Below are 14094 nucleotides of genomic sequence, written 5' to 3' on the forward strand. Positions count from 1 at the left end.
GGGGCGTGCGCTGGACGGTGCGTGGTTCATTTCCTGGGGCTTTCTGGCACTGTGGCCGGGTCCTCGGACCCGACAAGGGTCGGCTACGGGTGGCGGACGGCGGCGTCCGGGGTCAGCGCGGGCCCGCCCCCGCCCTCGTCGGAACGGGGCTTCCGGCGGGCCGCCCGCTCCTCGGCCGCGGCCCGGCGCGCCTCGATCAACCGCATGACCGCGGGGGGCACCTCCAGGTCCGGCGGGACGGGACCGTTGTAGAACCGGGCGCGGCCGGCCTCGGCATCGAGGGTGGCGAGCGCCTGCTCCCAGGTCGTGAGATCGTCCATCATCTGGCGCATCGCACTGAGGCGCTCGTGACGTTCACCGCGGTTCGGGCTCGCCCGCCACGGCGTCTGCGAGGTCAGCTTCCGCGCTCGCTGCCAAGCCCAGATCTCCGGGCCCATCGCCAGCAACAGGCGCCGATGCGCGTCCACGCCGAGCCTGTCGAGGGTGCCCCCCTCGACGGCGCGGGCATAGTCCCGCGTCGCCGTCGCCAGCGACACCGGCCTGGACGGCCCGGTCGGCCGCGGCGCCGCGATGCGGGCGGTTGCGGTACCGTCATCCCCACCGATGTCGGTCGGGGGACGGGAAACGTCCGGGGTGGTGAGCCGGCGTTTTAGCCAATCGAACGGCATATGCGTACCTTCGCGACCGAATCGAACCGAAACCGGCTCTCAAGGTCCATGAAAGCACCGAGGCCATTCAATCCTAGTGGGATGACAATTCTTATAGGGTCGGGATGCCAACTTTCGCGCTAAATCCCGACTCGTATAAAATTTTAGCAATGGGATTTACGAACCTTACCTGTTATCCCGCCGGCCTCCGAGTGATCGCGTCACCCGGACGGCGGCGTTGATCGGGCCGATCAATGTTCGGATCGGACTTTCCGTTCGAATGGGGCGATTCGTTCTTTTGCGTTGGGTTGGCGACCGTCTTGCCTCGAACTAAGGGATGACATCCATGGCTTGCGGTCGCGGCAATAGCCACGTCGGTGGACCGGGATTTTGAGAAACCGGAACGAACGGGAATACTCCAGCCTCCACCAACCATGAGGCTCACCCGTGTTCACGGTCATCACACGCATCCTGCGGGCGGTTCACGTCATCCCGCCGACCAAGGCCGATCCGCTGCGAAGGCCAAACCCCGATGGACGGGAAGCTGGGACGGCGAACCGAACGACCGCCAGGAACCCCACGGTCCCGAGGGCGTACCGGGATGACACGGGCAGGAAGATCGAAGGGATAGAGCCAGCCATGGCCGGCATCCCAGGGGATGCCGTCCAGAGGATGCCACGCGTGGCATCCCCAGGGCTCCCGCCCGTGGACCCGGTAGTGGCAACCCACCTCGCGAAGGCGCCGCCTCGATCCGATGCGACGAACGTGACTTCGCCGGCCTTGGCCGCCCCCGAATCAACCAGGACGGCGTCACCGCTGCCGACGGGCTCGGGCTGGGATTCGGGGTCGGAAGTCCAGGCGCCTGGCACGATTTATTCGTGCCGAGATGTCGCAGGGTCCGGCGCTGCCTATCCTTACGGCGATCCTTCGGGACCCGAGGCTCGCAACGGCCCGTCGCAAGGATCGCTGAAGGATTGGCGCGGTCAGGTCGAGGACCGGGCCGAGGACGCGACCGCGACGATTTCCGCCGGTCACGCAGACGCTTGCGTCGGCACCGTCGTCGCCGCTGGCAAGGACGAGACTTCCGATACGGAGAGCGGGGAGGGTGGGGGAAATCGGGGCGATGAGCCGGGGCGAGTTGCATCGGCCGATGCGCCGGCGCCGCCGATTGACTCCCGAGGCGGAGATCGTTTGCCTCGCGCAGGAACGCCGGCCGGGCGATCCACCCGGATCCCTCCGAGGATCGCCGACCGGCCGCGTGTGGAGGAGTGGGCCGATGACGAGCTGCTGACCCTTCCCGAGGCCGCCGCCCTGTTCTGGCCGGCGGGCCCGATCACCACGAATACCCTGCGGACGGCCGAGCGGGACGGAACGCTGACGGTCACCAAGGTGGCGGGCAAGTTCTTCACCACGCCGATGGCGATCCGTCGGATGGGCGTCGACGAGGTCGGCGTCATGGACAAGGGGCTGGACCGGGCCGAGGCATCGCCCCAGGCCCTGCTCCAGATGAAGCTGGCCGAAGCCAAGAGGCTCGGCGGAAACCGCTCGCGCGCAAGGCGCGGGACGAAGAGGCCTGCCGTGCCCTCCGCGTAGGTGGGCGGGGCGGCAAGTCGGCGGACACGGGGCGCGTGTCAACTTGCAGGAAGATCCGCCCCGCGTCCGCCTCCCGAAACGCCCGCACGGTTGCGGGCACAGGAGAGTAGGTTCTAGAATCGTGAGAGAGACCATGCAAGTCGGCGCGCTCGCGCGCGCCGCCGAGGACATCCGCGTCGCGCTGATGACGACGGCCGCGGCCATCCCCGAGATGGACCGGAGGCGCGGTCCCCCTCCGCAGGCCCCGCACCTCGTGGAGCGGACCTCCAGGGGCAAGTCGAGGAAGGTCATCCTGTACATCAGGGACGGGCGGGACGAGATCTCGACCCGGCTCCCGCCGGAACGCCGGGCCGAGGCCGAGACGCTGCTGGACCTGTACAAGCTCCAGAAGGGCGCCCGGGAGCGCGGCATCGTCGGTCCGAGGATGGTGCCGGTCGCCGCGGCGCTCGCGCACCTCCTCGACGCGGCGCGCCCCTCGCGAACCGCGCCGGACCGCGAGCACGTCAAGTACGCCGAGCTCGGTACCAGGCTGGCGACGCTGGCGAAGTTCTTCGGCAATGCCGTCTTCAAGGAGGTGACGACCGCGCAGTGCAAGGCGTTCATCGACTGGCGCACGAGCCAGCCCGACGCCCGCTACCGGCCCGGCAATCCGGATGCGCCGATGGCCACCGAGGCCAGCGCCCGCGAGGATCTCTTCGAACTCAAGAAGGCGATCAACCTCTATGCCGACGAGAACGCCCTCGCCTGGCACCCGGAGGTCTACCTCCCGAAGTCCGGCCCCGGCCGGACGCGATGGCTGCGGCGTTCCGAGGTCGCCCGCATCATGTGGGCGATCCGGGGTCGGATCTGGGATGCGGCAACGCAGGACTGGATGCGTGAGACGGTGGTCGACGACGACGGCCGGGTCGTCACCCGCTACGTCATGCGCGACCCCGAGACGATCGCCAACCGCAAGGTCATGCGTCGCCTCGTGACCCTCGGCCTCTACACCGGGACGCGCAGCGGGGCGATGCGAGAGCTTCGCTGGGAATGCTCCGCGGATGGCGGCTGCATCGACGTGGACGGGCGCTACATCCACCGGCGCGGGTTCGGCCGCGACCCGAGCATCGGGAAGCCCCGGGCGAGTTCCCGCATCTCGCGGAAGCTCGCATCGACGATGGCGTGCTGGCGGAAGAGCGACAGGGCCGCCGGCATCGACCACGTTCTCCATCAGCCGAACGGGCAGGAATACCTGTCCACCCCCGTCTGGCTGTGGGAGGCGGTCATGGCCGATGCCGGCATCAGCAAGGACGTCATCAGGCACACCCTGAGGCATACGGCGGCGACCTGGCTGCGGATCGCCCGCGTGGACGTGCGGGCCGCGGCGGACCTGCTGGGGATGAGCATCCAGACGATGGTGCGCATCTACGGGCAATGGACCTTGGAAGGCCAGGACGCCGCCGCCGACGCGCTGGCCATCGGCGCAGGGGTCAAGGCGGCCACCTTCTTCGGCATTCCCAAGCCGATGGCCGCGCCCGACGTGCAGGCGCCTCCGGCCGGGGACCCGCCGCGCGTGCACCCGGCGGTCACGGAGCGGCGCAAGCGTGACCATGCCCGTGCGAACGGCGCGAGCCTCAGGTCACGGGTCGGGTATGAGCCGGCCGGCCTCCGGGGAAATCGGCAGCGCTAGACGCGGCCCCACCTGGTCCCGTGCGATCACGGGCGTTCCGGGAAGCCGAACCCGGGATTGGGTTCGGTTGGGCAACTCGGACCGCCGGTGGTTCTCATCGGCGGACCTGATGATGACGCGACGGGAACGGATATCGTCCATGGCCAAGGCCACGATCACAATCCCACCTTCGTCCAAGCTGACCCTGGATGATTTCCTGCGCGAGTTGACGGCGCAATGCCGCGAGCTTCCCCGCATGGTCGGATTGCCGCCCATCGCGGAGCACCTCGCCACGGAGATAACCTACACGGTGCGGCTGCGCGGGGACCTGGTGGTCCGTCTGGTGGACGACCGCGTCTGGAACGCCGAGTGGCAGACCTCGCACAAGGCCGAACTCGGCCGACGGCTCGTCGACACCCACACCGGCCTTGAGGAGATACATAAGTCGAGGGTGATCGTGCAGCATGTGGTCCGTCTGGACGACGTGTCCGCGCCCGCACCCGTGATCGCGATGGTCGCCGGGCATCCCGTGAGCTTCGAGGTACTGACCCCGGCCGATCTGGACCTTGAACCCCTCTTCGCGTCGGACAACGTGAATGATAGGATCATGGCGTGCCTGCTCACGCCCGAGCCTCGGCGGCTGATCGCCGTGGCGGAGGGTCTGAGGAAGCTCCCGGACGAGGACCAAGCGCGGGCGCTGAAACTGTTCACGCTCATGACGCAGTTCAGGATGGACCGGGAAAGCTTGCCGCAGGAGGTTCTGGAGATGGTCACCGACGTTATCGAGATTGATTACGAGCGCAATCCCGTCACGAGACGCTCATGGCAGGAGGGACGGCACCAGGAGATGGTACGTTCCGTCCTGAGGCTGCTCTCGCTTCTGGGACCTGTCGACGACGACGATCGGACCCGCATCGCCGGCATGGGGGGCGACGACCTCGAACGCTACGAGGGTGAACTCTTCGAGAAGGTGGCGGATCGCCTTCCGGCGGAGGACTCGACGCCCGCGCCCTGAGGGCATGGGCTCGTCCCAGGCGGAGGGTGTCACCCGTAGCGGGAGCCCCGCACCAGCGCGTCGGCGAAGCGTTCGGATAATCCCGGGTCGTCGATGCGGTCCACCATCTCCGGGCGTGCCACGATGCTGTCGATGTTCGTGAAGACCGACCCGACCTTCGGGTTCCGGTGCAGGTTCCGCACGGCCATGGCGACGCAGAAGGGTCCGTGGAGGTCGTCGCGGAACATGTCGGCGAGGGCCGCCATGTAGCCGGGAAGCGCCTTGCCGAAGTCGCGCACCGTCACGCGTTCGTGGTCGGCATGGAAGGGGTGCACGACCTGGACGTACAGCGACCAGTCGGAATCGACGAAAACGCGCGTGATCGAGCGGTTCTCGCGAAAGGTGAGCTCCAGGGCCTCATAGCCGTCCTGGCACGCCTGGAGCACCGTCCCGCGCCCATGGAACAGCGGAGCCCCCCGCAACGCGCCGGTGCCGCGATGGAATGCCGGACGCCCCGCCTCGTAGCGCTCCTCCGGGATGACGGACAGGTGGAAGGTCGGGCCGTCCTCCTGCATCAGCTTGCGCTCGACGCAGCGGGCGTCCTCGCGTTCCCAGAGCGCGACGGCATCCCGGGCGAACCGCTCCTCCGGCGTGAACAGCGCCCGCACCTCGTCGCGGGTCAGAGGCGTGTTCCGGGCGCCGGTGCGAGTGAGGAACCCGCCGGTGATGCGGTTCTGGAAGGCGCGGCGCCCATGCCATGGCACGTGCAGGACGGCGACGAAGCCGTCGTCGACCTCGAAGGAGCTCATCGACAGCCGAAGCGGTCGCGGGTCGATGTTGTCGAGCAGGACCGAGGTGAGGCGACGCTCGAACGCGTCGCGGTCCTCCCTGATCGGCTCGAAGTGGCGGAAGCGGCCCTTCTCCTCAGCGACGCCGATCACGAGGTAGCCCGGCCCGGCAGTCAGCATGGCCACCACGTCGTCGACGAGCTTGGTCTTGCCGCGGTCGCCGTCGAGGTCGACCCGCTGCTTGAAGTCGAGATTCGCGGCCTCGACCACGCTCCCTTTCTCGATCCCTTCCCGGGTCGGCACCGATGGCATGGGTAAGGTCACTGGCACCTCGTCATCGCATCCATCCTGTCGCGTCCGGCCCCTGTTCGAGAGCATCGTCGCGTCCGTCCGGCGAACCGCCGACGCCGATGCGGGGCGGAAGAAGGACCGCCCGCGGTCATCGACGGAACGGGGAACATAGCGCGCCCGCCAGCCCGGCCGGCAACCCCGGGACGATCCGGCCGAGTTCGTCCTCGGTCAGGTCGCGCAGGTCCGGGTACAGCGCGCGGACCGAGCGGACGGCATCTTGCGCAAACGCTTCCAGGCAAGCGACCTTCCCGGCGGCGGCGAGGTACGAGGGGTGGGAGACGGTCGCCGGGAGGCCGACGGCCGCCACGGTTTCCTGCTGGAAGACGGTCGCCACCCCCTCCTCAAGCACGTTGGCCTTGGCATGGGTCGGGGAGGGGCCGAGCAGGTGCACGACCTCGTGGGCGAGCTGGAAGTAGGCCTCGGCCGGGGAGGCGGCGGCGGCGGCCGTCAGCCGGATGCCGACGTGGAAGGGCCGGTTCGCCGGGTAGTAGGTCGTAGGTGCCTCGACGTCGGCGAACTCCAGCCCCGTGAAGAACCACCGCGGATCGCGCGGCCCGAACCGGGCCTCGGCCCTTTCCATCAGCCAGCTCGTCACGTCGGACCAGGAGGCGGTCCAGCCCGCTCCGTCGACATCGTCCGCGAACGCGCCGAGCACGGTTCCGCGGCTTGCGGGGATGCGCATGTCAGGCTTCTTCCCGGTAGGTCCACCGAAGGACGGGGGGCATCCGTGAGGCCGGGTCGCCGCGTGGACGGCGACCGGCCGTATGGATAAAGGGTTCACCTAACGTTCCAACAAGAGGTATCCAAGGTGGCGCGCGCATCCCGTCGACTGGAACGCCGGTCGGACTTCGAGTTCTTCGTCCGCGAGGCCCCGGCGACGTTCCGGCGCCTTGCCGACGCGGACCCGCGGAATGCGTTCTTCGATCCGGTCTACCGCCTGTGCATCACGCCCGGCGGTGCAATGGGCGGCATCGACCGGCGCATGCTGGAGGTCTTCTACGGTTCCCGTCCGTTCGAGGCCGTGCGTGAGTTCGTGCCGCGGCAGGACCGGTTTCCCTCGGTCCAGGAGCGTCTCCTGGCGGAGAACGGCGCGCGCCTCGTCTACCAGCGCGTCGACAACGGGACGGTCATGTGCACCTTGGAGCCGGCGAGGTCGGAAGGGTTCCGCAGGCCCGAGGACGCGATCCTCCTGGAATGGGTCCGCCGGTCGCACGTCCTCACGGGGGAAAGCCTGCCCGCGCGGCACTGGCGGGCGTTCGTGTCGTACATGGAGTGCACCAGCCTGGAAGGTGAACCGAGCCTCGGGGACCGCGTTCGTGTATGGTGGCTGTTGGCGACCCGGCGGCTGGTCGTGGCCGGGGTCGAACGGACGCCGCTTTACCGGCGGGTCCTGCTGGAGGTGGCCAAGTTCTCCGCGACCGTCGGCCTGAGCGGGTTCCTGCTCAAGGTGGTGGAGGTGTGGTTCGCGACGCCGAAGCCATGAGGGCGCCGGGATCGCGAGCCGGGCCTGCACGCCATCTGTCGGGAAACCGTCGGGAGGGGCCTGGCCTTCGAGGGGATCCTTGTTCATGGGTAAGAAACTAATCGGATCTAACCCGTTGATTTTGATGCGAGCGGGTTTGGTCTGATCGGCTTCAATTCGATCCGCTTCCCTCGGGAATATCCTAACCGTCGGGAAACCGTCGGGTCATTTTTGGCCCTGCGAAAGCGTTAGCGAGGCTGATCCCGCCCCTGTCATAGCTCGGCCGCGTACCAGCGTCTTCCCTCGCACTGGGCTAGGCCGGCGCCTCGCAAAACGGCCTTGGCCGTCTCGGCAGTACCGGATTTGATGCCGGCACCCTCAAGCGCTGCCGCCAAGTCGCCACTGGCGATGCCCGATGCTCCGGCCTCCTTCAGGACCGCCAACACCACCTTCATCGCCTCCGCGGCCTTGGTCCCGGCAGGCGCGGTTCCGTCAGCGCGGGCATCAGGACGGGAAGCCTCCGCCAGGGCGACGATCTTCTCCAGACTTCGACCTTGCCGCCCGACGGCCGCGACCAGGTCCGCAATCGTCGCCGACCCCCGGACGACGGGGGCCACAGCCCCACCCCGTGTATCGGCCCGATCCTTGCGGCCATCCGAGGCCGCGTCCGTCCCTTGCGGCAACAGCGCCTCCCATGCTCGGATCAGCTTCGGTCCCATGCGCCGGAACGCGTCGCCGGCAGGTGTCAGCAACCCGGACCTTCGGACCCGGACCTCGAAGAACGGGATGCCACCCAGTGCCGTCTCCACGCGGTCGATGGCCGCCATCACGACCGCGCGCCTGACCTTGAACGCCACCGCACTTCGCTCCAACGCTCCGCGACCCGCGAGATGGGCCTCGTGGACCGCCCGGCAGGCCATCCGAAAATCGATCAGTGAAACGCGGACGTCCATGCCGGCAAGCGTGGAGGAGCTTCCTTGCGAAACCCCCAACGGGGTGGCGATGGGTGCAGGACGGGACCTCGTCCGCCTCGGTCAAACCGGACGAGAGCTTGTTGGTCATCCTCGAACAAACCCGCTCGCTTTTGTTTCCTATCCGCCAACAAAGCACAGGCATCTTGTTGGCGCAATGCGAACAAATCGGAAGAGCGCTTGTTGGCGAGACGCGAATTAAAACCGGTGGCTTAGGTCCGGGTTCGCCAACAAACACGACGAAGGACGCCTGTGCAGAGGCTCAGGCGACGACGAAGATCCTGACCCCGAGCCTGATCGCAATCGCCTTGACGTTCCCCGACGGCCGACGGCCGAGGACGAGCACCGCCTCCGCCTGCGGCAACCGCCCCCTGACCAGCAGAAGCGCTCGAAGCGTCGCGCGATACTTTACGGCCTGGAACACGCCTTTCGCATGCTCGTGGTCCGGGGCGTCGGCGGTTTTCACCTCCACCGCCAGGTGAAATCCAGACCGTGATTTGAAGAGGACATCGACCCTGTCGCCGGACGGAAGTTGCGCCTCGGACCGACCTTTCGGGAACCGGCCGTAGTCGGCGAAGAACGACGGCATCGATCTTACGCGTTCCTTCAATGCGCGGTGCGCCGCGCTTTCCGCGCCCCCCGGCATCCGTCCCGTCCCGCTGGGTACGGCAAGAGGTTCGTCATGCCTCATGATCGACGGAGGGACATGCAGTCCCAGGCTACCGGCAACCCTTCGCCAGCCCTCGAAGGCGTGCACCGCATCGATGGTGGCAAGAGCCAACGACCGACGCCCGGCTACGCCCGACCCGCCCTTCGACCGTCCGGCGGCTCTGCGCAGATAGTAGTCGGCGCCGCGACCCGGTACGCCGGACTTGTTGACCAGGATGGCGTTCAGCGGCGGGATCCTCTCGCCGAGCTCCCGCTCCAAGGCGGCGCAGACGTCGCCTATGCGCCCGGCCGGGCGCCCGTAGATCGGTAGCACCGGCATGCGCGCCCTGCCGTGCGCCTCATGGAGTGTCTCGTCGAGTTCCGAGTAGGTGACCGTCCGACCGTCGATGGCGCAACGCAACAGGAACGGCATCGCCAGTCGAGCGGTCGTCTTGGTCCAGTTGTCCGGATCCACGTCGAAGAGTATGTCCGCCGCCAGCATGCCGCCTCTAACGCCGTCGACCATCCCTCAAAGGATCGATGAGGCTCGGAGGCACGGTGGCGGGGCCGATGCCGGATCGAGCATCACGGCTAGGGAGCCGTCGCGAAACCCTACTTGCCCCGGTTCACGTTGTCCCTCGTCGATGCGTCCGGATTGTCGCGCGCATATTCACGTCCGTTGACGTTGACGATGTGCGTGTCGGGATGCTCGCCGCGCTTGATCTCCGCCACCACGTTCCGCCGGGGGACGTTCTGGCGCGACCCGACGTCATAGTGTTCATTGCGGCCACCCGGACCGTCGTTCCTGCCCTTGATCTTGGACATCGGCTCTTTCCTTCTGTTTGGGGATCGTCGGGTTTCGTCGAAGATTTTCCGAACCACCTGAATATGGGCACGAGGCGGGACATCCAAGTATCGGATCGGATCGACGCGAAATGCGCGGCAAACCTCATGGCAAAATTTCCGCACCTGAAGCCGTAATCTGGATCGCATGCGCCCAGGTTTGACGGTGGGCCGTCGAGGGCGCCGGCACTGGCTGCCGCGTTCCCAGACTCCGCCGATTAGGCGGTGGAATGCGACCATGGGACCGGGGACGGCCGCCGCAGCACACTTCCATTTCGGACTTCGATACAGCAGCCTTCGACACTTCGTTGCGTCGTTGGTCTGAACCATCGTTAGGTTGAACATGCCGGGCTGCTATGTTCGGCAGGTACCAAGCATCGACGCGCGGTTCCGAATTCCGGGCTGGTCGCGTCGGGTCCGGTGCCTTGGCTTATGGGCGAGCATGGCGTTCAAGCAGGGGGAGAGGCGGGTTCCCCGCCTCGCACTGAATGCGGTCCGGATCGCCATGCCGGCCGGAACCATACCGGCGGCGATGGTCCCCTACGAACGGGATGCCCTGCACGGGTTCCTGGATCGCGATCCCCAGGACGTGCACCCTCTCCGGATGGGTGACCGCCTTGCCGTCGTCCCCCTCACGTCCGGCGCCGACCTGCCGGCGTCGAGGCTAGGATTGAAGGCAACCGAACATCCCAATCTCGTCGCAGCGCTCGCTCGGGAGGCCGTGCTCAGGGAGTTGCTGACCCGGGCCGACAAGGGGTACCGGGTGACCCGTCGGCGGCCGTTGATCGTCGAGTCGGGCGGCTCGGGTCGGGAGAACGTCCTACCGGATGATCTCGGGCTCCCGGAATGGCTCAAGAAGCGTTTGGTCCTTGAGTTCGATGTCCGCCCGCTCGTGCGCCGCGGGACGGTCCAGGTCGTGCTGACCTGTTCGCACCGTCTCCGCACCTTCATCGATGCCTCCGTCGCGGAGCTTCGCGAGCTCGGGGTGCCTCTCGTCGGCAAGACGGTGTCCACGGTCCGGGAGGCGTCGGACCCCAGGATCTCCGACCGGCTCGGCTACGCCGGCCGCATCCTTGCCGTCGACGACGTTGGAATCATCACCCTGGCGGATCACGAGGAAGGCCAGGACTCCGTCCCCGACGCCGAACTCTACCTGGAGCCGTCGCGGGCCAATTTCATCGCCGTCGTCACCGCGCTCACGCAGGGCCGTGCAGACGACGTTCTGAAACGCGTTGCCGACACCGAGGCCAAGTGGCACGGCGGCGCGGTCACCTTCGACACGGTTCGCAAGGCCATCGCCTGGCTGACGCAGTGCGACGCCCTCCATCTCGCCGACGGGGTGCCGCTCAGGTTCGACGGCCCGTTCGACCAGACCGTCGACGGTCCCGCGTTCCCGCGGGTCGAGAGCTTCTACAAGCCGAGGCTGCAGTTCGATCCCGGCGGCGCCTCCAACATGTCCTGGGCGCAGAAGGGCCTGGAGGAGGTAGGTCCCTACGATAGGGAGAGTTTCGCCCGGAAGAAGCTTCGGATCGCGGTCGTGTGCGAGGCAGGGTATCGCCGCAGCATGGAAGCTGCCGTCCACGGCCTGCTGAAAGGCCTTCCGCACATCCGGAGTTCAGGGCCCAACTCGCTCGCCCCGCATCCGACTGGTCTCGTTGGGCGTTTCCGCCTCGAAGAACCGGAGGTCCGCTTCTTTCCCGCGGAAGGGAACGGCGGCACCGACTACGCCGATGCGGCCCGCGCCGCCAACGCCGACGCCGCCGGCCGGGACGAGCGGTGGGACCTCGCCCTGTTGCAGGTCTCGCGCGAGTGGCAGGATCGTCCGTACGACGACAGCCCCTATTGGATGGGTAAGGCGGCGTTCCTCAAGCAGGGAACTGTGGTCCAGGCGCTGTCCGTCGAGACGGTGCAGATGGAGGACTTCCCCTACGCCTGCGCCCTGGCGAACGTGGCCCTCGGAACATACGCGAAGCTCGGTGGTCGTCCGTGGCTCCTGCAAGCCCCGCCCGGCAACGCGCACGAATTCGTCTTCGGCCTGGGGTCCCACGTCGAGAAGCAGGGTCGCCGGGGAGCGGGCCAGCGGGTTGTCGGCATCGCGACGATGTTCACGGCGCAGGGAACGTACCTGCTCGACAGCAGGACGTCCGCGGTGGGCTACGAGGGGCTGCCGGCGGCGCTCAGGGATGTCGTCGTCGAGGCGGTCACACGGGTTCGCAGCGACGAGGCATGGCGTCCGAACGACCCCGTCCGCCTCGTGTTCCATGCCTTCACCCAACTGGGACGCGAGACCGCGGATGCCGTCGTCGAAGCCGTCAGGGGGCTCGGCCTGGCACGGATGGACTTCGCCTTCCTCCACGTCGTCGAGGAACATCCGTTCACGGTGTTCGACCTCGAAGCCCGTACGGATACCAAGGCCGCGTTCGCGCCCGAACGCGGCCAGGCTGTCGAGTTGAGCGATCTCGAATGGCTGGTGACGCTGACCGGCCGCAAGGAGGTCAAGGGTGAGCGGCAGGGCCTGCCCGACCCGGTCCTGCTCCGGCTCCACCACCTCTCGACGTACCGGAACATGTACGCCCTGAGTCGCCAGGTATCGGACTTCGCCTGCCATTCATGGCGGACCTTCACGCCGTCCAGACTGCCCGTCTCGCTCGGCTACGCGGATCAAATCGCCCGCCAGCTGTCCGGGCTCGAACGGACCCCGAACTGGGACGGGGACGCCGTCATGGGCAACCCGGTCATGCGGCGACCGTGGTTCCTATGAGCGACGGGCCGACGGTCGCCGACATCAGGGCCGGGCTAGTCGAGGGCGCTCGGGTGGATGCGGACGTTCCCCTGTCGCTGGCCTTCCGGTCGTGGATACTCGACGAGCACGGGCCCTTGGAAAGCCTCGCGGACGACGCTGCCCGCGAGTTCGACATCCCGACGCAGCGTTCCTTCCGGCAGGTGGCGACGCTCGGCTACGCGGCTGCCGCGGGAAAGCTTCCGGACGCGCTTCGCCCGACCCTCGTCGAAGGCATCCGGTGGCTCGCCGACAGGCCCTGGCACCGCCCGTTGAGGGAGCCCACCCTTGAGATCGACGGGATCTCGATGCTGGGCGTGGCGCTCGGTGCCCGCGGGACGGATGGCAAGACCCAGGCGCCGCTCGCCTCCCTCGCGGTGACCAGTTCGGGCATGCAGACCCTGTCGGATCTCAACCGGTCGCTCATGGTGGCGGCGACGCATGTCCTTCAGGTCCCCGGACGCCCTGACCTATCATCGATGATGCCGGAGGCGCGGGTGGCGCTCGCCGACCTCGCGCTGTTGCCCGTCGACGAGGCCGTGGGTCCGGCCGCATGGCGCAATGCCATGCGGCCGGCGCCCGGGGAGGGAGGCGCCGCCCGTTCCGCACTGGCGCTGAGGGCGTTCGATGCCCTGTGCGCCCGCAACATGCCCGCCAGGCTCGGGCGCCTCGAAGCAAGGGACGTAGTCCGTGTCCTGGAGGGGGTGGTTCGCTCCTTCCAGGAATGGACCTGGGAGGAGCGTTCGCCCACCCCGAAATCCGCCGCCGCGGTCAGGTGGCGCATCGAGAACGAGTACCATGTCCAGAACCTGCTCTGGGCGGTGCTGGCGCCGCTCTTCCCCGACCTGGAGAAGGAAGGGTACACGGCGCCGGTCGGTCACAAGAACCCGCGCATGGACCTTTCGATCCCCAGCCTGAAGCTCGTCATCGAGGTGAAGTTCATGCGGCCGGGCAAGAGCTTCGCGGATATCCTCGAAGAGCTTGCGGCCGACAATACCCTCTATGCGACCGATCCCCGATGGGAAAAGCTCATCCCCTTCGTCTGGGACGATTCCAGGCGCACCGAACGACATGCGACGTTGGTGGAAGGGCTCCGGCGAATGGACCGGGTGTTCGACGCGGTCGTGATATCGCGACCAGGCAAGATGGAACGGGACATCGTGACCGACTCATCGCCTCGGTGACGAAGCACAGTCGGGCCAGCAGAAGACTGCCCGACATCCGGTTGGGCTCGGAGACCTGCACCCACCGCCCCCATGCGACCTGATGCTGGAAGTGGACGGCCCCTGCATCGGCGGGAATACGCCTGATGCTGCTTTGGGGGCAGGCGGACCGGCTTCCATGCATGCCAAGGATGTCGCAAACTCAGA

The 14094-nt window shown here is 67.6% G+C and carries 12 protein-coding genes; 6 read left to right on the forward strand and 6 right to left on the reverse strand.

Annotated elements, in window-relative coordinates; genetic code table 11:
* Positions 1–83: 83 nt before the first annotated feature.
* Positions 84–668 carry a hypothetical protein gene (locus BM249_RS06550; protein WP_091970155.1) on the reverse strand — a complete coding sequence of 195 codons (585 nt, stop codon included), beginning with the start codon at positions 666–668 and terminating at the stop codon, positions 84–86.
* A 1239-nt stretch (positions 669–1907) separates the two neighbouring features.
* Between BM249_RS06550 and BM249_RS06560 the strand changes: the two genes are divergently transcribed.
* The 3 genes from BM249_RS06560 to BM249_RS06570 all read left to right on the forward strand — a co-directional run bounded on the left by BM249_RS06560 (position 1908) and on the right by BM249_RS06570 (position 4903).
* Positions 1908–2240, forward strand: a complete 333-nt coding sequence (locus BM249_RS06560) for a hypothetical protein (protein WP_091970159.1) — start codon at positions 1908–1910, stop codon at positions 2238–2240.
* A 133-nt stretch (positions 2241–2373) separates the two neighbouring features.
* Complete coding sequence (locus BM249_RS06565; RefSeq protein WP_091970161.1) at positions 2374–3909, forward strand: tyrosine-type recombinase/integrase; 1536 nt, start codon at positions 2374–2376, stop codon at positions 3907–3909.
* Between the two features lie 139 nt (positions 3910–4048).
* The gene (locus BM249_RS06570) at positions 4049–4903 is read left to right on the forward strand and encodes a hypothetical protein (RefSeq protein WP_091970163.1); all 855 of its coding nucleotides are present in this window, start codon (positions 4049–4051) and stop codon (positions 4901–4903) included.
* Between the two features lie 29 nt (positions 4904–4932).
* Here BM249_RS06570 and BM249_RS06575 read toward each other — a convergent pair whose 3' ends face one another.
* A complete protein-coding gene (locus BM249_RS06575; protein ID WP_177232344.1) occupies positions 4933–5940 on the reverse strand; it encodes an AlbA family DNA-binding domain-containing protein in 1008 nt (335 codons plus the stop codon).
* A gap of 169 nt (positions 5941–6109) precedes the next feature.
* Positions 6110–6703, reverse strand: a complete 594-nt coding sequence (locus BM249_RS06580) for a hypothetical protein (RefSeq protein WP_091970167.1) — start codon at positions 6701–6703, stop codon at positions 6110–6112.
* 126 nt (positions 6704–6829) lie between these two features.
* Here BM249_RS06580 and BM249_RS06585 point away from each other — a divergent pair, with 126 nt between their 5' ends.
* Positions 6830–7504, forward strand: coding sequence for a hypothetical protein (locus BM249_RS06585; RefSeq protein ID WP_091970168.1), 675 nt, complete (start codon positions 6830–6832; stop codon positions 7502–7504).
* Between the two features lie 251 nt (positions 7505–7755).
* Here the strand turns inward: BM249_RS06585 and BM249_RS06590 are convergent, their stop codons facing one another.
* From BM249_RS06590 to BM249_RS06600, 3 genes are all read right to left on the reverse strand, one after another.
* Positions 7756–8436: a hypothetical protein gene (locus BM249_RS06590; protein WP_091970170.1), complete on the reverse strand. Its 681-nt coding sequence runs from the start codon at positions 8434–8436 to the stop codon at positions 7756–7758.
* Between the two features lie 280 nt (positions 8437–8716).
* Entirely contained in the window at positions 8717–9628 is a 912-nt protein-coding gene (locus tag BM249_RS06595; protein WP_091970172.1) for a hypothetical protein, read from the reverse strand.
* Positions 9629–9714: 86 nt separating this feature from the next.
* A complete protein-coding gene (locus BM249_RS06600) occupies positions 9715–9927 on the reverse strand; it encodes a DUF3892 domain-containing protein (protein WP_091970174.1) in 213 nt (70 codons plus the stop codon).
* Positions 9928–10387: 460 nt separating this feature from the next.
* Here BM249_RS06600 and BM249_RS06605 point away from each other — a divergent pair, with 460 nt between their 5' ends.
* Together BM249_RS06605 and BM249_RS06610 are read left to right on the forward strand one after the other, a co-directional pair.
* A complete protein-coding gene (locus BM249_RS06605) occupies positions 10388–12706 on the forward strand; it encodes an argonaute/piwi family protein (protein ID WP_091970176.1) in 2319 nt (772 codons plus the stop codon).
* Positions 12703–13908 (forward strand): PD-(D/E)XK nuclease domain-containing protein, encoded by a 1206-nt coding sequence (locus BM249_RS06610; protein ID WP_091970178.1) that lies wholly within the window; start codon positions 12703–12705, stop codon positions 13906–13908. The genes BM249_RS06605 and BM249_RS06610 overlap by 4 nt, the downstream gene beginning before the upstream one ends.
* Positions 13909–14094 lie beyond the last annotated feature (186 nt).

Source organism: Methylobacterium gossipiicola (assembly GCF_900113485.1).
Taxonomy (GTDB): Bacteria; Pseudomonadota; Alphaproteobacteria; order Rhizobiales; family Beijerinckiaceae; genus Methylobacterium; species Methylobacterium gossipiicola.

Excerpts from the sequence above, each read along its gene's own strand:
- BM249_RS06550 (WP_091970155.1), bottom strand. The coding sequence starts at position 668 with ATGCCGTTCGATTGGCTAAAACGCCGGCTCACCACCCCGGACGTTTCC.
- BM249_RS06565 (WP_091970161.1), top strand. The coding sequence starts at position 2,374 with ATGCAAGTCGGCGCGCTCGCGCGCGCCGCCGAGGACATCCGCGTCGCG.
- BM249_RS06570 (WP_091970163.1), top strand. The coding sequence starts at position 4,049 with ATGGCCAAGGCCACGATCACAATCCCACCTTCGTCCAAGCTGACCCTG.
- BM249_RS06580 (WP_091970167.1), bottom strand. The coding sequence starts at position 6,703 with ATGCGCATCCCCGCAAGCCGCGGAACCGTGCTCGGCGCGTTCGCGGAC.
- BM249_RS06590 (WP_091970170.1), bottom strand. The coding sequence starts at position 8,436 with ATGGACGTCCGCGTTTCACTGATCGATTTTCGGATGGCCTGCCGGGCG.
- BM249_RS06595 (WP_091970172.1), bottom strand. The coding sequence starts at position 9,628 with ATGGTCGACGGCGTTAGAGGCGGCATGCTGGCGGCGGACATACTCTTC.
- BM249_RS06600 (WP_091970174.1), bottom strand. The coding sequence starts at position 9,927 with ATGTCCAAGATCAAGGGCAGGAACGACGGTCCGGGTGGCCGCAATGAA.
- BM249_RS06605 (WP_091970176.1), top strand. The coding sequence starts at position 10,388 with ATGGCGTTCAAGCAGGGGGAGAGGCGGGTTCCCCGCCTCGCACTGAAT.
- BM249_RS06610 (WP_091970178.1), top strand. The coding sequence starts at position 12,703 with ATGAGCGACGGGCCGACGGTCGCCGACATCAGGGCCGGGCTAGTCGAG.